General features: G+C 73.7%; 1 protein-coding gene. It reads right to left on the bottom strand.

Annotated features, from left to right (window positions below; genetic code table 11):
- Nucleotides 1–15: 15 nt before the first annotated feature.
- On the bottom strand, nt 16–22,134 hold the full coding sequence (locus tag ORI60_RS35505; RefSeq protein ID WP_266042385.1) for a type I polyketide synthase: 22,119 nt from the start codon (nt 22,132–22,134) through the stop codon (nt 16–18).
- Nucleotides 22,135–22,172 lie beyond the last annotated feature (38 nt).

Here is a 22,172-nt window from a genome sequence, read left to right as displayed (position 1 = left end):
AAAGGTCGAAATGGGTCAGAGTTCGTTGTCGAGCAGGGAGAACATGTCGTCCAAGGTGGCCGCCTCGATGTCCGCCCGGTCGTCCGTGCCCGCACGGGTCTTGTCCCGCCACAGCGCGACCAGCTGGCGCAGCCTCGTCTCCACCCGGGCCCCGTCGGTGTCCGCCGGGTCGAGCGCCGACAGCGCCGCCTCCAGGTGGGTGATCTCACTGTCCACACCGGATATTCCGGTGGCGGCAGCGGGGACCACTTCGGCCTGGAGGAACTCCGACATGGCGTCCGGAGTCGGGTAGTCGAAGATCAGCGTCGCCGGCAGGCGCAGGCCGGTGGCCTCGCCGAGCTGGTTGCGCAGCTCGACCGCGGTCAGCGAGTCGAAGCCCAGGTCGGTGAACGCCCGGTCGGGCTCGATCGTGTCCGGCCCCGCGTGACCGAGGACGGCCGCCGCCTGGCGGCGGACCACCGCCAGCAACGCCTGCCGGGCATCGGCCTGGGACAGCCCGGCCAGACGCCGCTTCAGCTCGTCCGCCTGTCCGGCCGAGTCGGCCGAGGCCGACCGGCGGGCGCGCTGCGGCGGCACCAGTGCCCGCAGCAGCGGCGGAACCGAGGCCGTCTCGGCGAGTGCCCTGAGCCTCGCCACGTCGAGCTTCATCGGCACCGTCGCCGGCGCCACCATGGACGTGGCCAGGTCGAACAGCGCCAAGCCCTCGGTCGCGGTGAGCGCACCGAAACCCTCCCGTGCCATCCGGCCGGCGTCCGTGGCCGCACCCATGCCGTCGGCCCAGAGGCCGTAGGCCAGGGACGAGGCGGGCAGGCCCAGTGAGCGCCGGTGTTCGGCGAGCGCGTCGAGGAAGGTGTTCGCCGCGGCGTAGTTCGCCTGGCCCGGCGTGCCCAGCACGCCCGCGGCCGAGGAGAAGAGGACGAACATCGTCAGGTCTCGCCCGCGGGTCAGCTCGTGCAGGTTCCAGGCCGCGTCCACCTTGGGGCGCAGGACCTTCTCCAGCCGGTCCGGCGTCATCGAGGTGAACAGGCCGTCGTCGAGCACGCCGGCCGCGTGGACCACACCGGTCAGCACCGGGATGCTGTCCAGCAGGTGTTCCAGTTCGGACCGGTTCGCCACGTCGCACGCGGCGACGCGGACCTCGGCGCCCAGCCCGGTCAGTTCGCGGGCCAGTTCCGCCGCGCCCGGCGCGTCCACGCCGCGCCGGCCCACGAGAACGAGGTCCCGCACGCCGAACTCGGTGACCAGGTGCCGGGCCAGAACCGCGCCGAGGCCACCGGTACCGCCGGTGACGAGAACCGTTCCGCTCGCGTCGAGCACCCGCGGCACGGTCAGCACGACCTTGCCGGTGTGCTCGGCGTGGCCGAGGAAACGGGCCGCCTCGGGAGCCTCGCGGACGTCCCAGGACCGGATCGGCAACGGGTTGAGCACACCCGACTCGAACATCGTGATCAGCTCCTCCCACATCGCCGCGATCCGTTCGGCGTCCGCGTCGGTCACGCGGCACGCCCGGTGAGTCACATCTGGATACTGCCCTGCGAAATCGCTCGTCGGGCGAAGATCGGCGTTGACCATTTCCACCCATCGCCCACCGCGCGGCAACAGCCGGGCCGACGCGTCGGTGGACTCGCCGGGAAGCGCGTTGAGGACGACGTCGACGCCGCGGCCGTTGCTGGAGGCCAGGAATCGCTCCTCGAAGTCCGAGGAGGCGATGCGGCTGTCTGGCAGGCCCGCCGTGCGCAGGACGTCCCATTGGCCCTCACCGGCCGTGCCGTAGACCTCCGCACCGAGGTGGCGGGCGATCTGGACAGCGGCCATGCCGACGTCGCCGGCCGCGCCGTGGACCAGCACCGCCTCCCCCGCGGACAGACCGGCCAGGTCGTTCAGCGCGTACCAGGCGGTCAGGAACGCCCGCGGCACGGAGGCCGCCTGTTCGAACGTCCACCAGTGGGGAACCTTGGTGACGAGCGCGCGATCGGTGCGGACGACCGGACCGAAACCGTTGTGCACCAAGCCCATCACCGCGTCGCCGACGCGGAGGTCCGTGACCTCCTCCCCCACCTCCACGACGATGCCCGCGGCTTCGAGACCGACCATCCCGGCGTCGCCGGAGCTGGCACCCGCGGCACGGACGCCGATCCGGATCTCCCGTGCCGCCAGCGGTGCGGCGGCTTCCGGGAAGGGCTCGAACGCGAACTGGTCCAGGTCCTCCCCGCTCGGGGCGCCCAGCCGCCAGACGCGTTCACCCGGCGGCGGGACCAGTTCCGGAGCGCTGCTCGCACGGACCAGGCGGCAGGCGTGCACGACACCGTCGCGCACCGCCAGCTGCGTTTCCTCACCGAGGTGCGCGAGCGCCAGTTCCACGTCCTGCTCGGAGGCGTCCAGCAGCACCAACCGGCCGGGGTTCTCCGCCTGGGCACTGCGGATGAGACCCCAGACCGAGGCCGTGACCGGGCTGACCTCGTCGCACCCGCGCACCCGCACCGCGTGGTGGGTGAGCACGACGAGCTTGCCGTCCGGGTCGCGCTCGTCCGCCAGCCACGCCTGGACGGTGGCGAGCGTGCTCGCCAGCACGTCGTGCACGGCGCGCGGAACCGCTTCCGCGGACGGGTGCACCCTGAGCACCGTCACCGGTGCCGTGGTCTGCCCGGCCTCGTCGTGGTAGGCCCACGCGACCGGAGCACCGCCACCCGCGACCGGGATCCACTCCGCCCGGAACAGCCAGTCCGAAGTGGACGGTTGTGCGCTCAGCTGCTCCTTCGAGACTTCGCGCAGCAGCAGGGATCCGACGGTGAGCACTGGTGCGCCCGCGGTGTCGGTGAGTTCCAGCCGGACCGAGTCGGGGCCGGTGGGCGTGACCGTCACGCGCACCGCCGTCGCGTTCGTGGCGTGCAACGAGACGTCGCGCCACAGGAACGGCAGACGCGCGGTCGCCTCTCCGTCGAAGCCGAGCAGCCCGATGGGGTGCAGGGCCGCGTCGAGCAACGCCGGGTGGATGCCGAAGCGCGGCACGTCACCGTGCGCCACGTCCGGCAGCACGACTTCGGCGAAGATCTCCGCGTCCCGCAGCCAGGCGGAGGTGAGGCCCTGGAAGACCGGGCCGTAGCTCAGGCCTGTGGCCTCGAGGTCGGCGTAGAGGCCTTCGACCTCGAGGACTTCCGCGTCCGCGGGCGGCCAGGCGACCGCGGCCGGGGGACGGCTCTCGTCCGGCGTGAGCACACCCGCCGCGTGCTGCGTCCACGGTTCCTCGACGGAGGCGTCCGCCCGCCTCGAGTACACCGCGACCTCGCGCCCGCCGTCCTCGGCCGCGGCGCCGACGACGACCTGGACGGCCAGCCCGCCCTGGTCGGGCAGCACCATCGGCGCCGCCAGGGTCAGCTCGGCCACCCTCGGGCAGCCGAGCTCGTCGCCCGCCCGGACGGCCATCTCGATCAGCGCCGCGCCGGGGACCAGGACCGCACCGAGCACGGTGTGGTCCGCGAGCCACGGCTGGGCGGTGCGGGAGAGCCTGCCGAAGCAGATCAGCCCGTCCCCGTCCGCCGTCGTCACGGTCGCGCCGAGCAACGGGTGCTCGGTCGTCGTCAGTCCGAGCCCGGCGGCGTCGCCGCTCACCGGACCGCTCTCCAGCCAGTAGCGCTCGCGCTGGAAGGCGTAGGTCGGAAGCTCGGTGCGCCGGGCACCGGTGCCGGCGAAGAACGCCTCCCAGTCCACGGTCACGCCCGCCGCCACCAACCGGCCGAAGGCGGCTTCCGCGGACTGCCGCTCACCGCGGTCCTTGCGCAGCAACGGGACGAACACCGCCGCGTCGCTCGCGCAGTCGTGGCCCATCGCGGACAGCACGCCGTCCGGACCCAGCTCGACGAACCTGGTGACGCCGGCGGCTTCCAGCTCGCGGACGCCGTCGGCGAAGCGCACGGTGTCGCGCACGTGCCGCACCCAGTACAGCGGGTCGGTCAGCTCACTCGCCGGCCGGCCGGTCACGTTCGACACGACCGGGATCGCGGGCTCGCGGTAGTCCAGTGAGCGCGCGACCTCCTCGAAGGCGGCGAGCATCGGGTCCATCAGCACCGAGTGGAAGGCGTGCGAGACCTGAAGCCGCTTCGTCCGGCGGCCGCGGGCCCGGAACTCTTCGGCCACGGCCAGAGTCGGACCCTCCACACCGGACAGCACGACGGCGGACGGACCGTTGACGGCGGCCAGGCCGACCTCGGCCGTGAGGTGCTCGCGCACCTCGTCCTCGGTGGCCTCGACGGCCACCATCGCGCCACCCGCGGGCAACGCCTGCATCAGCCGTCCGCGCGCTTCGACCAGCTTCGCCGCGTCCTGCAAGGACAACACGCCGGCAACGTGCGCCGCGCTCAGCTCGCCGATGGAGTGACCGGCCAGGAAGTCCGGTTGCACACCCCACGACTCGACCAGCCGGTACAACGCGACTTCCAGCGCGAACAAAGCCGGCTGCGCGTTGCCCGTCTGGTTCAGGACCTCGGCGTCGTCGATCTCCCGGATACCGGGCAACAGGGCCAAGATCTCGTCATAGGCCTCAGCGAAAACAGGGAAGGCCGCGTACAGCTCACGACCCATCCCCAGCCGCTGGGAACCCTGCCCCGTGAACAGGACGGCGAGCTTTCCGCTCAGGGCGCGGTCGGCCGTCACGTTCGCCGCGGGCTGCCCGTCCGCCAGGGCGGCGAGCCCGGCGCGCAGGTCGGCGGGGCCACCCGTCACGACGGCACGCCGTTCGTGCACGGTGCGAGTGGTGACCAAGGAGTACGCGACGTCCACCGGTTCCGCGAGCTCGGCGTTGAGCAGGCGCTCCGCCTGCGCCCGCAGGGCGTTCTCCGTCCGTCCGGAAAGGACGTACGGGAGCAGCACCGGCGGCTTGACCTCGCGCGGCGCCACCGGCATGTCCGGTCCCTGTTCGAGGATGACGTGCGCGTTGGTGCCGCTGATGCCGAACGCCGACACGGCCGCACGGCGGGGGCGGTCGTGCCGCGCCCACGGCCGGGCCTCGGTCGCCAGCTCGACCGCGCCCTCGGTCCAGTCCACGTGCGGGGACGGCGAGTCGATGTGCAGGCTCGCCGGGATGATCCCGTGCCGCATGGCCTCGACCATCTTGATGATGCCGGCGACACCGGCCGCCGCCTGGGTGTGGCCGATGTTCGACTTGACCGAGCCGAGCACCAGCGGCACGTCCCGGTCCTGACCGTAGGTGGCCAGCACCGCCTGCGCCTCGATCGGGTCGCCCAGCGCGGTGCCGGTGCCGTGCGCCTCGAGCGCGTCGACGTCCACAGTGGACAGCCCGGCGGACGCGAGTGCCTGGCGGATCACCCTCACCTGGGACGGTCCGTTCGGCGCGGTCAGGCCGTTCGACGCACCGTCCTGGTTCACCGCCGAACCCCGGACCACGGCCAGGACGCGGTGACCGTTGCGCTGGGCGTCGGACAACCGCTCCAGGAGCAGGAACCCGGCGCCCTCCGACCAGCCGGTGCCGTCCGCCGCCGCGGCGAACGGCTTGCACCGGCCGTCGGCGGCCAGGCCGCGCTGCCGGGAGAACTCGATGAACGGGTTCGGCGTGGCCATCACCGTCGCGCCGCCCGCCAGCGCCAGGTCGCAGTCACCCGACCGCAGCGCCTGCGCCGCGAGGTGCAGCGCGACCAGCGACGACGAGCACGCGGTGTCCACCGACACCGCGGGACCCTCCAGCCCGAAGGTGTAGGAGACCCGGCCGGACAGGACGCTGTTCGCGCTGCCGGTGCCAAGCAGGCCCTCGAACCCGTCGGGAGTGCTCGTCAGGCGGGAGGCGTAGTCGTTGTACATCACGCCGGCGAACACACCGGTGGGGCTGCCCTTGAGCGCCGCCGGGTCGATCCCGGCGCGCTCGAAGGCCTCCTGGGCGGTCTCCAGCAGCAGGCGCTGCTGCGGGTCGACGGTCATCGCCTCGCGGGGCGAGATGCCGAAGAACTCCGCGTCGAAGTCCGCCGCGTCGAGCAGGAACCCGCCCTCGCGGGTGTAGCTCTTCCCGGTGCGGTCGGGGTCCGGGTCGTACAGGTCCTCGAGGTCCCAGCCGCGGTCGGCCGGGAACGGCGTGATCGCGTCGGTGCCCTCCGCGACCAGCCTCCAGAGGTCCTCCGGCGAGCGGACGCCACCGGGGTAGCGGCAGCTCATCGCGATGATCGCGACGGGCTCGTCGGACGCGCCGGAGCGCGCCGCCGGGACCACCGCGGTGGCCGTCGCGCCGAGGAGCTCGGTGCGGACGTACTCGGCCAGCGCCAGGGGCGTCGGGTAGTCGAAGATCAGCGTCGCCGGCAGCCGCAGGCCGGTGGCCTCGCCGAGCCGGTTGCGCAGCTCGACCGCCGTGAGGGAGTCGAAGCCCAGCTCGGTGAACGCGCGGCCCACCTCCACCGCGGCCGTTCCGCTGTGGCCCAGCACCTCGGCGACGCGCGCCCGGACCAGGTCCGTCACGTGCGTCCGCTGGTCGGCGTCGGAGAGCCTGGACAGGGTGGCCAGCAGTGCCGACACCGCCTGGGCGTTCACGGCGCTGCGCAGGCGCGGCACCCGGACCAGGCCGCGCAGCACGGCCGGGATCGGCGAGGTGCGGGCGTGGGCCTGCAACGTGGCGAGGTCCAGCTTCACCGGCACCGGCACCGCCGTCCGCGCGGCGAGCGCGGCGTCGAAGAGCGCCAGACCCTCCTCTTCGGACAGTGCGCCGAAGCCGTCACGGCTCAGCCGGTCCGCGTCGGACCCGCCGCCCATGCCGTCCGCCCACAGGCCGTAGGCCAGGGACCGGGCGGGCAGCCCCTCGGCGACCCGCTGCTCGGCCAGGGCGTCGAGGAGCGCGTTCGCCGCGGCGTAGTTCGCCTGGCCGGGGCCACCGAGGATGCCGGAGACCGAGGACAGCAGGACGAACTGGCTCAGCGGCCGGTCGCGGGTCAGCTCGTGCAGCGCCACGGCCGCTTCGGCCTTCGGGCGCAGCACGGTGTCGACCCGCTCGGGCGTCAGTGCCGTGACCACGCCGTCGTCGAGCACACCGGCGGCGTGCACTATTCCGGTCAGGTCGGGGATCGAGTCCAGCAACGCGGCCAGGGCGTCGGTGTCCGCGACGTCGCAGGCCTCGACCCTGGCGCCCAGCTCGGCGGCCAACTCGGCCGCGCCGGGTGCCTCCAGGCCGCGGCGGCTGGTCAGGACCAGCTTCGTGACGCCGTGCACCCGCGAGAGGTGCCGGGCCACCGCGGCGCCGATCCCACCCGTGCCACCGGTGACGAGGACGGTGCCCTCGCCCCACACCGCCGGGTCGGCGGTGCTCGCCCGGACGAGCCGGGGCGCCAGCGCCTCGCCGTCGTGGACGCGGACCTGGGGCTCACCCGTGGCGAGCGCCGTGGTCACGTCGTCACCCTGGACGAGGACGAACCGGCCGGGGTTCTCCGACTCCGCGCTGCGGACGAGGCCGCGCACGGCCGCACCGGACAGCGACTCGTCGGTCACGACGACCAGCCGCGCGTCGGCGAACCGCTCCTCGGCGAGGAAGCCCTGGATCGCCGCCAGGGTGCTGTGCAGGACGTCCCGCGGGTCGCCCGCGGCGACGTCCAGGACCAGCGCCGCGGGAACGTCCTGGCCGGCCTCCTGCAGCGGCAGGTGCTCGACCGGCGCCCCCTGTGCGGGCACGGGAACCCAGGACAGCTCGTACAGCGGCTCGTCGGTCGTGCGCAGCTGCTCGGCGGACGCCGCGCGGACGACCAGTGAGCCGATCGTCGCGACGGGAGCACCGGTGCTGTCGGCGACGAGGACCGAGACCTTGTCGGTGCCGGTCGAGGTGACCCGGACGCGCAGCGTGGTCGCGCCGGTCGCGTGCAGGGTCACCGAGCCGAACGAGAACGGCAGGCGGGTCTCCTCCCCCGCCATGAGCCCGATCGTGTGCAACGACGCGTCGAGCAGCGCGGGGTGCAGGCCGAACCTGCCGGCCTGGTCGTGCTCCGCCTCGGGCAGCGCGACCTCGGCCCAGACGTCGTCGCCGGCGCGCCAGGCGGCCTCCAGGCCCTGGAACACAGGTCCGTAGACCAGTCCGGCGGACGCGAGGTCCTCGTAGAACCCGTCGAGCTCCACTGCCTCGCCTGCGGGCGGCCAGGCCGCCAGGTCGAACGCCGGGGCGGACGTGACGGGCGACAACGTGCCCGCCGCGTGCTCGGTCCACGACCCGTGTGCACTGCGGGAGTGCACCGACACCGGTCGTCGGCCTGCGCTGTCGGCAGCGCCGACGAGCACCTGGACGTCGAGCGATCCGGACGCCGGCAACAGCAGCGGCGCCTGGACCGTCAGCTCCTCGACCGTGCCGCAGCCGGCTTCGTCACCGGCGCGCACGACCAGTTCCAGGAGCCCGGTTCCCGGCATGAGCACGGCGCCCAGCGCGGCGTGGTCCGCGAGCCACGGGTGCGTGGCCAGGGACAGCCGGCCCGTGAGGACCCAGCCGTCACCGTCGGCGAAGGGCACGGCCGCACCGAGCAGCGGGTGCTCGGTGGGCACGAGACCGACGGCGGAGACGTCCGCGCCCCCGCCGGAGGAGGCGAGCCAGAACCGCTGGTGCTGGAACGCCGAGGTCGGGAGGTCCACGACCCGCGCGCCGCTGCCCGCGAACACCGCGGACCAGTCGACCTGCTCACCCCTGGTGTAGGCGGCGGCCAGCCCGGTCAACGCGGACGTGACCTCGTCGCGGTCCTTGCGCAGGAACGAGGTGAAGAGGCCGTCGGAGCCGTCAGCGCCCATCGCCGACAGCACGCCGTCCGGACCGACTTCGAGGAACCGCGTGACGCCCTTGTCGTGGAGGCAGGACAGGGCGTCGGCGAAGCGGACGGTCGCCCGGACGTGCTCGACCCAGTGGTCCGGGTCGGTCAGCCGGTCGGTGACGAGCTGCCCGGTGACCGTGGAGACGACCGGGATCGACGGCGCCGCGTAGGTCAGCGACTCCGCCACCGCGCGGAACTCGTCCAGCATCGGCTCCATCAGCACCGAGTGGAACGCGTGCGAGACCGGCAGCCGCTTGGTGCGGCGGCCGAGCTTCTCGAACTTCTTGGCGACCTTGAGGGTCTGCGACGCCGAACCGGAGAGCACCACGGCGTTCGGGCCGTTCACCGCCGCCAGGGAGACCTTGGGCGACAGGTGTTCCCGGACCTCGTCCTCGGTCGCCTGGACGGCGACCATCGCTCCGCCGCTCGGCAACGCCTGCATCAGGCGGCCCCGCGCGGACACCAGCTTCGCCGCGTCCTCCAGTGACAGGACCCCGGCGACGTGCGCCGCCGCGATCTCGCCGATCGAGTGACCGGCCAGGAAGTCCGGGATGACACCCCACGACCGGACCAGGCGGAACAGCGCGACCTCCAGCGCGAAGATCGCGGGCTGGGCGTTGCCGGTCTCGGCCAGCACGTCCGCGTCGGTGATCTCCCGGACACCCGGCAGGTACTCGCAGACCTCGTCGTAGGCCTCGGCGAAGACGGGGAACGCCTCGTAGAGCCCGGAGCCCATGCCCAGCCTCTGCGAGCCCTGGCCGGTGAACAGCACCGCCGTCCGTCCGGAGAGGACCCTGCCGGTCGTGACCGACGCCGCGGTCTCCCCGGCCGACAGCGCCGTCAGACCGGCACGCAGCTCCTGCGCGGTCGAGCCGACCACGACGGCGCGGTGGTCGTGCGAGGTGCGCGTGGTGGCCAGCGAGAGGCCGAGGTCGGCGTGCTGACCGTCGACCCCCAGCAGCCGGACGGCCTGCTCGCGCAGCGCCTCCTCGCTGCGCCCGGAGAGCACCCAGGGCACGGCGGGAAGTTCCGCGTCCTCGCGCGGCGGCACGGACACGTCCGGAGCCTGTTCCAGGATCACGTGCGCGTTGGTGCCGCTGATGCCGAAGGACGACACGGCGGCACGGCGCGGCCGGTCCACCTCGGGCCAGGCGCGCTGCTCGGTGAGCAGGCTGACGTCGCCGGACGCCCAGTCCACGTGCGGCGTCGGCTCGTCCAGGTGCAGCGTCGCCGGCAGCACGCCGTGCCGCAGCGCCTGGACCATCTTGATGACACCGGCGACACCGGCCGAGGCCTGGGTGTGGCCGATGTTCGACTTGATCGAGCCTAGGTAGAGCGGCTCCTCGTCGCGTTCTTGGCCGTAGGTGGCGAGCAGCGCCTGGGCCTCGATCGGGTCGCCCAGCGGGGTACCGGTGCCGTGCGCCTCGACGACGTCCACTGTGGACGAGGCGATGCCCGCGCTCGCCAGTGCCTGGCGGATCACCCGTTGCTGCGACGGGCCGTTCGGCGCGGTCAGGCCGTTCGACGCACCGTCCTGGTTCACCGCCGAACCCCGGACCACGGCCAGGACGCGGTGACCGTTGCGCTGGGCGTCGGACAACCGCTCCAGCACCAGCACACCGACGCCTTCGGACCAGCCGGTGCCGTCGGCGCCGGCCGAGAAGGACTTGCACCGGCCGTCGGCGGCGAGGCCGCGCTGACGGGAGAAGCCGATGAAGGTGTCCGGCGTGGCCATGACGGTGACACCGCCCGCCAGCGCCATCGAGCACTCACCGGTGCGCAGCGCCTGCATCGCCCAGTGCATGGCGACCAGCGACGACGAGCACGCCGTGTCGACCGTGACGGCGGGGCCCTCCAGGCCCAGGGTGTAGGCCACGCGCCCGGACAGCACGCTGCCGGACGTGCCCGTGCCGATGAAGCCCTCGACACCGTCGGGCAGCACGCCGAGGCGAGCGCCGTAGTCGTGGTACATCAACCCGGCGAACACGCCGGTCTGCGAGCCCTTGAGACCGGTCGGATCCACCCGTGCGTGCTCCAGCGCCTCCCACGAGACCTCCAGCAGCAACCGCTGCTGCGGGTCCATCGCGAGCGCCTCGCGCGGCGAGATGCCGAAGAACTCCGGGTCGAAGTCGCCGGCGTCGTGCAGGAACCCGCCCTCGCGCGTGTAGGTCTTGCCCTGCGCGTCGGGGTCGGGGTGGTAGATGCCGTCGACGTCCCACCCGCGGTCCTCGGGGAAGCGGGTGACGCCGTCGCGGCCGTGGGTGACGAGGTCCCACAGGTCCTCCGGCGACCCGACGCCACCGGGGTAGCGGCAGGCCATGCCCACGATGGCGATCGGGTCGTCGCCGAGTGCCACGGGAGCGAACGCCGGCGTGGCCGGGTCGGCCAGCTCGTCGACGAACTCGGCCTGGACGAACTCGGCCAGTGCCAGGGGCGTCGGGTAGTCGAAGATCAGCGTCGCGGGCAGCCTCAGACCCGTGGCCGCGTCGAGGCGGTTGCGGAGCTCGACCGCGGTGAGCGAGTCGAAGCCCAGGTCGCCGAACGCGCGGTCGGTCTCGACCGCGTCCGGCGTGGTGTGGCCCAGCACGAGCGCGACCTCGGTGCGGATCAGCTCGAGCAGCTGCCGCAGCCGCTCGGCCGGGGGAAGCGCGGCCAGCCGCTGGCGCAGCCCGGCACCTTCCTCCGTGCGCGCGGTGCGGCGCGGGCGCACCTTGACGAGGCTCCGCAGCACGTGCGGGACCACGCCGGTGGCCTTGGCGGCGTCCCTGACCGCGGCGACGTCGAGCCGCATCGCGACCGGGTTCGCGTCGTCGCCCAGCGCGAGCAGGTCGAACAGCGCGAGGCCGTCCTCGGCCGGCAGCGCCGCGAAACCGGCGGGGCCGGCGGCCTGGCCGTGGCCCATGCCCTCGTCCCACAGGCCGTAGGCGATCGACGTCGCCGGCAGTCCGAGCGCACGGCGGTGGGCGGCCAGCCCGTCGAGGAAGCCGTTCGCCGCGGCGTAGTTGGCCTGGCCCGGCGCGCCGAGCGTGCCCGCGATCGAGGAGAACGTGACGAACAGGTCGAGGCCGGTGGTCAGTTCGTGCAGGTGCCAGGCGGCGTCGGCCTTCGGACGCAGCACAGCTTCGACGCGCTCACGGGTCATCGCGTCGAGCACGCCGTCGTCGAGCACACCGGCCGCGTGCACGACACCGCGCAGCGGCTGGTCGGCGGGAACGAGCGCGAGCGCCGTCTCCAGTTGGTCGCGGTCGGCGACGTCGCACGCGGCGACGGTCACCTCCGCACCGAGCTCGGTCAGCTCCTGCACCAGAGCGGGTGCGCCGGGGCTGTCGCCACCGGAACGGCTGACGAGCAGCAGGTGCCGGACGCCGTGGTTCTCGACGAGGCGGCGGGCGACCAGCGCCCCCAGGCCGCCGGTGCCACCGGTGACCAGGACCGTCCCGTCGAGCGACCAGTCGTCGCGGCCGGTCGCCTTGGCGCGGACCAGCCTGGGGGCCTTGAGCTCGCCGCCGGCGAGCAGGACCTCCGGTTCACCCGTGCCGACCGCCGCGGCGACGTCACCGTCGCCGTGCACCAGCACGAACCGGTCGGGGTGCTCGGCCTGGGCGCTGCGCACGAGCCCGCTCACCGCGGCGTGCGCGGGAACACCGGGGGTCGTGCGCACGACCAGCTTGGCCTCGCGGCCCTCGGCCAGCCACGACTGCAGCAGCTCCAGGACCTCGACGGTCAGCACGTCGGCCGCACCCTCGGGAACGATGTGGACGAACGCGTCCGCGGCGGCCTCTTGGCCGAGTGGCAGGACGTTCGCCTGGGTGCCGGGCGTGACCGGCACCCAGTCCACGGTGAACAGGGCGTCGCGCTCCGCGGAGCCGACCGGACGCAGCTGCTCCTCGCTGATCTCCCTCAGCACGAGCCGGGAGACCGAGAGCACGGGAGCGCCGGTGACGTCGGCCACCCGCAGCGACAGCGCGCCGGATCCCGCCGGAGCGAGCCGGACGCGCAGCGCGGTCGCGCCGGCGGCGTGCAGCGTCAGGCCGGCCAGCGAGAACGGCAGCCGCGCCTGGCCGCCGGAGAGCCCGACGGCGTGCAGCGCGGCGTCCAGCAGGGCCGGGTGCAGACCGAACCGGCTGACGTCGGTGTCCGCGGGCAGCTCAACCTCGGCGAACGTCTCCTCGCCCCGGCGCCACGCGGCACGCAGGCCGCGGAACACCCCGCCGTAGTCCAGTCCGGCCTCGGTGAGGGCCGGGTAGAAGCCGTCTAGGTCGACCGGCGCGGCGTTCTCCGGCGGCCACACGGTCTCCGGTGCTCCGGATTCGCCGCCGTCGCGGGCAAGCGTTCCGATGGCGTGCAACGTCCATTCGTCGTCGGCGTCGGCGCCCTCGGGGCGCGAGTGGACGGTCATGGACCGGCGGCCGTCCGCCTCGGAGTCCGAAATGGACAGTCGCAGCTGCAGGGCGGTGCCGCCGAGCACCAGCGGTGCCTGGAGGACGAGCTCTTCGACCGTGTCGCAGCCGACCTCGTCGCCCGCCTGGACGGCCAGTTCGGCGAACGCGGTGCCGGGCAGCAGGACCGCGCCCATCACCCGGTGCCCGGCGAGCCACGGCTGTGCGTCCAGCGAGAGCCGGCCCGTCAGCACGAGTCCCCCGCCGTCCGGGAGCGTGACGGTGGCGCCGAGCAGCGGGTGGTCGAGCGCGCCGAGACCCAGGCTCGGGGCGTCGCCCGCCGCGGGCGTGGAGTGCAGCCAGAACCGCTGCTGCCGGAAGGGATAGGTCGGCAGGCCGACGACCGCCGCGCCGCTGCCGGCGAAGAACTCCTGCCAGCCGACCTCGACGCCGTGGCAGTACAACGTGCCCAGCGCGGTCACCAGCGAGGTCGCCTCATCGCGGTCCTTGCGCAGGGACGGGACGAACACCGCCTCGACCGAGTCCTGCCCGAGCCCGGACAGGGCGGCATCGGGACCGATCTCCAGGAACCGGGTCACGTCCAGGCCGGCCAGCGTCGTCAGGCCGTCGGCGAACCGCACCGGCTTGCGCACGTGCTCGACCCAGTACTCCGGTGACGTCACCACACCGGGGCCGACCAGGGCACCCGTCACGGTGGACACCATCGGAACCACCGGTTCGCCGTACTCGATCGACTCCGCCACCGCGCGGAACTCGTCCAGCATCGGCTCCATCAGCACCGAGTGGAACGCGTGCGAGACGGCCAGCCGCTTGGTGCGGCGGCCGAGCTCCTGGAACTTCTCGGCGACCTCGAGAACCGACGACGCCACGCCCGACAGCACCACGGAGCTCGGGCCGTTCACCGCCGCCAGCGAGATCTCCGGCGACAGGTGTTCCGCGATCTCGTCCTCGGTCGCCTGGACCGCGACCATCGCGCCGCCTTCGGGCAACGCCTGCATCAGACGGCCTCGCGCGGACACCAGCTTCGCCGCGTCCTGCAACGACATCACCCCGGCGACGTGCGCCGCCGCGATCTCGCCGATCGAGTGACCGGCGAGGAAGTCGGGCGTCACACCCCAGGACCGGACCAGGCGGAACAGCGCCACCTCCAGCGCGAAGATCGCGGGCTGGGCGTTGGCGGTCTGGCCGAGCACGTCCGCGTCGGCGATGTCCCTGATACCGGGCAGGTACTCGCAGACCTCGTCGTAGGCCTCGGCGAAGACGGGGAACGCCTCGTACAGCCCGGTACCCATGCCCAGCCGCTGGGAACCCTGGCCGGTGAACAGGAACGCGAACCTGCCGGGAGCGGCCAGGCCGGTGACCACGCCGGCCGCCTGGCCGGTGGCGGCGAACGCCGACAGCGCGGCGAGCACGCCCTCGTCGTCGGCGCCGACCACGACGGCACGCCGTTCGTGGGACTGGCGGGTCGTGACCAGCGAGTAGCCGACGTCCAGCAGTGACTGCGCATCCGTGGCGGCGGCGAGCCGGCCCGCCTGCTCCCGCAGGGCTTCCTCGGAGCGGGCGGACAGCACCAGCGGCACGACCGCGGGCGGGTTCGCCTCCGCCTCCTCGGCGGCGGACGCGGGGACGTGCTCGAGCACGACGTGCGCGTTGGTCCCGCTGAAGCCGAACGACGACACGCTCGCCCGGCGCGGCCCGCCGGTCTCCGGCCAGTCGACCTGCTCGGTGAGCAGCCGGATCGCGCCGCGGTCCCAGTCGACCTGACCGGACGGGGAGTCGATGTGGAGGGTGCGGGGCAGCACGCCCCGGTTCATCGCCTCCACCATCTTGATGACACCGGCGATGCCCGCCGCCGCCTGCGTGTGGCCGATGTTCGACTTCACCGACCCCAGCCACAACGGCTCCTGCCGGTCCTGGCCGTAGGTCGCGAGCAGTGCCTGCGCCTCGATCGGGTCGCCGAGCCGGGTGCCGGTGCCGTGCGCCTCGACCGCGTGGACGTCCGAAGTGGACAGACCGGCATTGGCCAGCGCCTGCCGGATCACCCGCTGCTGCGACGGTCCGTTCGGCGCGGTCAGACCACTGGACGCGCCGTCCTGGTTCACGGCGGAACCCTTGAGCAGGGCCAGCACCGGGTGACCGTTGCGGCGCGCGTCGGACAACCGCTCCAGCAGCACCATGCCGACGCCCTCGCCCCAGCTGACGCCGTCGGCGCCGTCGGCGAAGGCCTTGCAGCGGCCGTCGAGCGCCATGGCCTGCTGCTTGCTGAAGTCGATGAACGGGCCGGGAGTCGACATCACGGTCACACCACCGGCGAGAGCCAGCTCGCACTCACCCGACCGCAGCGAGTGGGCCGCCATGTGCAACGCCACCAGGGACGACGAGCAGGCGGTGTCGACGGACACGGCCGGACCCTCGAAACCGAAGGTGTAGGCGATGCGTCCGGACATCATCGAGCCGGAGGTCCCGGTGCCGAGGAACCCCTCGACGTCGTCGGGAATCGTCTTCAGCTGCGAGGCGTAGTCGTGGTAGATCGCACCGGCGAACACACCGGTCGCGCTGCCGCGCAGGTCCGCCGGCTTGAGCCCGGCGCGTTCGAACGCCTCCCAGGAGACCTCCAGCAGCACCCGCTGCTGCGGGTCCATCGCCAGCGCCTCGCGCGGCGAGATCCGGAAGAACTCCGGGTCGAAGTCGCCGGCGTCGTCCAGGAAGCCGCCGACCCGCGTGTTCGAGACGCCCTGCTTGCCCGGCGTGGTGTCGAACAGCGCCGCCAGGTCCCACCCGCGGTCGTCCGGGAAGGGGGTAATCCCCTCGCGGCCCTCGGCCACCAGCGACCAGAGGTCCTCCGGCGAACGCACCCCGCCGGGGAAGCGGCAGCTCATGGCGACGATCGCGATGGGGTCGTCGGAGGCCGCGACCTGCGCCCGCACCCGGGGCGTGCCCGCCACCCCCAGCTCGCCCAGCAGCTCGGCGCGCAGGAAACCCGCCAGCGCGACGGGGGTCGGGTGGTCGAACGTCACCGTCGACGGCAGCCGCAGGCCGGTCGCCGAGCTCAGGCGGTTGCGCAGCTCGACGGCGGTCAGGGAGTCGAAGCCCAGGTCCAGGAACCCGCGGCCGGGCTCGATGCCGCCCGGGGTCACGTGGCCGAGCACCAGCCCGACCTCGGTGCGGACCAGGTCCAGCAGTTCGTGGTCCTGCTCGGCCTCGGTGAGCGAGGCGAGCCGGCGCGCGAGCGAGGAGCCCCGCCCGGCACCGGACTGCGCGACGCGCCTGGCCGGCGTGCGCACGAGACCGCCGAGCACGGCGGGCAGTGAGGTGCCCCGCGAGGAAGCGCGGAGCGCGGGCAGGTCCAGCTTGATCGGGACGGCGACGGGGGCGGCGGCCGCGAGCGCGGCGTCGAACAGCGCCAGCCCTTCCGGCACGGTGAGCGCGGGCGTACCGCCGTTGCGCAGCCGGGCGAGGTCGGCGTCGCCGAGGGTCTCCCCCATGCCGACCGCCCACAGACCCCACGCCATCGACTGGCCGGGCAGGCCGAGGGCCCGCCGGTGCTCGGCGAGCGCGTCGAGGTAGGCGTTCGCGGCGGCGTAGCTGCCCTGGCCCGGCGCGCCGAGCACGCCGGCGGCCGAGGAGAAGGTGACGAACAGGGCCAGGTCGTGGTGCGCGGTCAGTTCGTGCAGGTACCGGGCGGCGTCGGCCTTCGGCCCCAGCACGCCCGCCACCCGCCGCGGGGTCAGCGAGTCGATCGTGCCGTCGTCGAGCACGCCCGCCGCGTGCACCACGCCGGTCAGGTCGACGCCGTCGAGCAGTGCGGCGAGCGCGTCGCGGTCCGCCACGTCGCAGGCGACGGCCGATACCTCGGCGCCCAGCGCGGTGATCTCCTCGACCAGTGCCGCCGCTCCGGGGGCGTCGAGCCCGCGGCGGCTGGTGAGCAGGAGCCTGCGGACGCCGTGATCGGTGACCAGGTGCCTGGCCACCACGGCGCCCAAGCCGCCGGTGCCACCGGTCACCAGCACCGTCCCACTCGGCTCGGCGGCGCGCGGCATCGACAGCGCGACCTTGCCGATGTGCTTGGCCTGGCTCAGGAAGCGGAACGCGGCCTTGGCCTGGCGCACGTCCCACACCTTCACCGGCAGGGGTTCGAGCACCCCCTGGTCGAACAGCTCGACCAGGGCGGTCCACATCTGCGCGGTGCGCTCGGGCCCGGCCTCGCTCAGGTCGAACGCCTGGTAGCGCACGTCCTGGTCCAGGGTGGCCACGTCACGGACGTCGGCCTTGCCCATCTCCAGGAAGCGGCCGCCCGGCGCCATCGTCCGCAGCGACGCGTCCACGAAGTCGCCCGCCAGCGCGTTGAGCACGACGTCGACCTGGCCGAACCGCTGCTCGAAGTCGAGCGTGCGGGACGAGGCGATGTGCTCGTCGGCGATGCCCGCCTCCCGCAGCACGTGCTGCTTGCTCTCGCTGGCCGTGCCGTAGACCACGGCACCCAGGTGGTTCGCCAGCTGGGTCGCGGCCATGCCCACACCACCGGCGGCGGAGTGGATCAGGATCGACTCCCCCGCTTTCAGCTCGCCGAGGTCGACCAGCGCGTAGTAGGCGGTGAGGAACACCAGCGGCACGGTCGCGGCCTGCTCGTACGTCCACGCCGCGGGCTTGCGGGTGATCATCTGACGCTCGACCACCGCCTCGGGGCCGCCACCACCGGCGACCAGGCCCATCACCTCGTCGCCCGGTGCCAGGTCGGTGACGGAGGCGCCGACCTCGGTCACGACGCCGGCGAACTCGCTGACGAGCAGGCCGGCCTCGCCGCGGTACATGCCCAGGACGTTCAGCACGTCCCGGAAGTTCAGGCCCGCCGCGCGCACGGCGACGCGGACCTCGGTCGGTGCGAGCGGCTGCGCCGCCACCGGCTCCAGCACCAGGTGGTCGACGGTGCCCTTGCCGGACATGCCCAGCCGCCAGCCGCCCGCGGGCGGGACCAGGCGGCCGGTGGTCTCCGTGGCGACGAGACGCGGCACCAGGAGCTCGCCGTCGCGCACGGCCAGTTGCGGCTCGTCGCACGCGACGACGGCGTCGGTGATCTCGGCGGTGTCCACCAGCGCGAAGCGGTCGGGGTGCTCGGACTGCGCGGAGCGCACCAGGCCCCAGACCGCGGCCACGGCCGGGTCGACGGCAGGGTCGTCCGCCGCGGCCGAGACGGCGCCGACGGTCTGGACGAGGAGTTTCGCGGTCTCGAACCGCTCCTCGGCCAGCCACGCCTGGAGCACGCCGAGCGCGGCGGTGACCGTGGCGTGCACGTCCTCGCCCTGGGCGCGGTACACGACGACCGGGGGGACTTCCTCGCCCAGCTCGTTCCACCGCACCCAGCCGGGCGCGTCGGTGACCGCGGAGGTGACCGGGTTCCAGGCGAGCTCGTAGAGCCCGTTCTGGTCGGCGGACGTGCGGATCTGCTCGGCCGAGACCGGCCGCACGGCCAGCGAGCCGACCGTGGCGATCGGCGTGCCCTCGCCGTCGGCGACCCTCAGGGTGACCGCGTCGGTGCCCGCCGGCGACAGCCGCACCCTCAGGTCGGCGGCGCCGGAGGCGTGCAGGGTGACGTCCGACCAGGCGAACGGCAGCCGGGCCTGGCCGCCCTCGTCGGCGGCCAGGGCGTGCAGGGCGGCGTCGAGCAGCGCCGGGTGCAGGCCGAACCGGCCCGCCTGGTCCCGCGCCCGGTCGGGCAGCGCGACCTCGGCGAACGTGTCCTCGCCGCGCCTCCACACCGCGCGCAGGCCCTGGAACGTCTCGCCGTAGTCCAGTCCCAGTGCGGCGAGCTCCTGGTAGTGGCCGTCCAGGCCGACGGCCTCCGCACCGGGCGGCGGCCACTCGGCGAGGTCCCAGGACGTGCCCTGGCTCGCCGTCGTCAGCGAACCGGAGGCGTGCAGCGTCCACGCGCCGTCGACCGCGGCGCCGCTGGGGCGCGAGTGCAGGGTCAGCGGACGTCGGCCCGCCTCGTCCGGCGCGCCGACCCACAGCTGGACGTGCACGCCCGCGTTCTCGGGCAGCACCAGCGGGGCCTGGAGGGTGAGCTCCTCGATGCCGGTGAGCCCGGTCTCGTCGGCCGCGCGCACGGCGAGTTCGACCAGCGCCGTGCCGGGCACGACGACCGCTCCCATGACGACGTGGTCGGCGAGCCACGGGTGGGTCCGGGTGGACAGGATGCCGGTGAACAGGAACCCGCCGGCGTCGGCGACCGAGACGGCGGCACCGAGCAGCGGGTGGTCCAGCGAGCTGAGGCCGAGCCCGGAGGCGTCACCCGCGTGCGTGGTGACGGGCAGCCAGTAGCGGTCCCGCTGGAACGGGTAGGTGGGCAGATCGACCACGCGGGCACCGGAGAAGTACGCGGCCCAGTCGACCCGGCCGCCGTGGACGTGCAGCGCGGCGAGTCCGGACAGGATGGTCGCGACCTCGTCGCGGTCCCGGCGCAGCGCGGGGACGAACTTGCCCTCCGCGCAGTCCTGCCCGGCGGCGGAGAGCACGCCGTCCGGGCCCAGCTCCAGGTACCGCGTGACACCGGCCGCCGCCAGGGTCCTGACGCCGTCGGCGAACCGGACGGCCTCGCGGACGTGCCGGACCCAGTAGCCGGGGTCGCAGATGTCCTCGGTGCGGGCGAGCTCGCCGGTCACGTTGGAGACGAGGGCGATCTTCGGGGTCTGGTAGGTCACGCCGCGCGCGACCTCGGCGAACTCCTCGAGCATGCCGTCCATCAGCGAGGAGTGGAACGCGTGCGAGACCGCGAGCGCCTTGGTCTTGCGGCCGGAGGCGGCGAACCCCGCGGTCATCGCGGCGACGGCCTCGGCGTCCCCCGAGATCACGACCGCCTCGGGGCCGTTGATCGCGGCGATGTCGACACCGTCGCGCAGCGCGGCCCTGACCTCCTCCTCGTCGGCCTGGATCGCGGCCATGGCGCCGCCGGTGGGCAGCGCCTGCATGAGCCTGCCGCGCGCCCGCACCAGCGTCGCCGCGTCCTCCAGCGACCAGACGCCGGCGACGTGCGCCGCGGCCAGCTCACCGACGGAGTGGCCGATCAGGAAGTCCGGTCGCACACCCCACGACTCGACCAGCCGGTACAGCGCGACTTCGAGTGCGAACAACGCCGGCTGCGCGTTGCCCGTCTGGTTCAGCACCTCGGCGTCGTCGATCTCCCGGATGCCCGGCAGCAACGCCGCGATCTCGTCGTAGGCCTCAGCGAAAACGGGGAACGCCGCGTACAGCTCACGACCCATGCCGAGCCGCTGGGAGCCCTGACCCGTGAACATGACGGCGAGCTGGCCGCCCACGGCCTCGCCGGTGGTGACGCCGGGCGCGCCGGCACCCTCGGCGACGGCGCGCAGACCCGCGCGCAGCGAGTCGAGGTCGGTGCCGGTGACGACCGCGCGGCGCTGGGCGGTCGCCCGCGTCGCGGCCAGCGAGTAGCCGATGTCGGCCGGGTTTTCGTCAACCGACAGCAGCGCCTGCGCCTGCGCCCGCAGAGCGGCGTCGGTCCTGCCGGACAGCACCCAGGGGATCAGCGCGGGCGCGGGCCCGCGCTCGGGCAGCTCCGCCGGCTCCGGTGCCTGCTCCAGGAGGACGTGGGCGTTGGTGCCGCTGATGCCGAACGACGACACACCCGCGCGGCGGACGCGGTCGGCCGGCCAGGTGCGGTTCTCGGTGAGCAGCGAGATCGCGCCGGACGACCAGTCGACCTGCGGGGTGGGGGCGTCGATGTGCAGGCTCGCGGGCAGCACGCCGTTGCGCAGCGCCAGGACCATCTTGATCACGCTCGCGACGCCGGCGGCGGCCTGCGTGTGACCGATGTTCGACTTGACCGAGCCGAGGTGCAGCGGACGGCCGGGTTCGCGGCCGCGGCCGTAGACGGCCTGCAGCGCCTGCACCTCGATGGGGTCGCCGAGGGTGGTGCCGGTGCCGTGCGCCTCGATGGCGTCGACGTCCTTCGCGGACAGCTGGGCGTCGGTGAGCGCGGCGCGGATGACGCGCTGCTGCGACGGGCCGTTGGGCGCGGTGAGGCCGTTGGACGCGCCGTCGGAGTTGACCGCCGTGCCGCGGATGACGGCGAGGACCTGGTGGCCGTTGCGCTGGGCGTCGGACAGCCTCTCGAGCACGACCACACCCGCGCCCTCGCCCCACCCGGTGCCGTCGGAGGCCGCGGCGAACGCCTTGACCAGGCCGTCGCGGGACAGGCCTCGCTGGCGGGAGAACTCGACGAAGGCGCCGGGGTCCGACATCACCGTGGCGCCGCCGGACAGCGCCAGGTCGGACTCGCCCGCGCGCAGCGAGCGGACCGCGAGGTGCAGGGTCACCAGCGACGCCGAGCACGCCGTGTCGACGGTGACGGACGGGCCTTCCAGGCCCAGCACGTAGGAGATGCGGCCGGACAGGACGCTGCCCGCGGTGCCGGTGCCCAGGTAGCCCTCGACGCCTTCGACGCCACGGGGCAGGTCGCGTGCGTAGTCCTGGCCGTTCGTGCCCATGAACACCGCGGAGCGGCTGCCCTTGAGCGAGGTCGGGTCGATGCCCGCCCGCTCCAGCGCCTCCCACGAGGTCTCCAGCAGCAGGCGCTGCTGCGGGTCCATCGACACCGCTTCGCGCGGCGAGACGCCGAAGAACTCCGGGTCGAACTCGTCGGCGTCGTGCACGAAGCCGCCGAGCCGCACGTAGCTCGTGCCCAGGTGGTCGGGGTCGGGGTCGAACAGGCCCTCGACGTCCCAGCCCCGGTTGTCCGGGAACTCGGTGATGCCGTGCCGGCCGGTGACCAGCAGGTCCCAGAACTGCTCGGGTGTGCGCACGCCGCCGGGGAAGCGGCAGCCCATGCCCACGACGGCGATCGGCTCGGCTTCCCGGTCCTCGACCTCGGCCAGGCGGTTGCGGGTGCGCTGCAGCTCACCGGTGACCCGGGTCAGGTAGTCGCGCAGCTTGGCGTTCTCATCCATTGTTGCCCCACTCATTGGTCAAGATCACGAGCGCCGGC

The organism is Lentzea sp. NEAU-D7, assembly GCF_026242055.1.
In the GTDB taxonomy this organism is placed as follows: Bacteria; Actinomycetota; Actinomycetes; order Mycobacteriales; family Pseudonocardiaceae; genus Lentzea.
The sequence above is the reverse complement of the archived record's forward strand: the minus strand, read 5'-3'. Positions and strand labels throughout refer to the sequence as shown.

Bases quoted from the DNA above. Each gene is read 5' to 3' on its own strand.
- ORI60_RS35505 (WP_266042385.1), bottom strand. From the start codon at position 22,134: ATGGATGAGAACGCCAAGCTGCGCGACTACCTGACCCGGGTCACCGGT.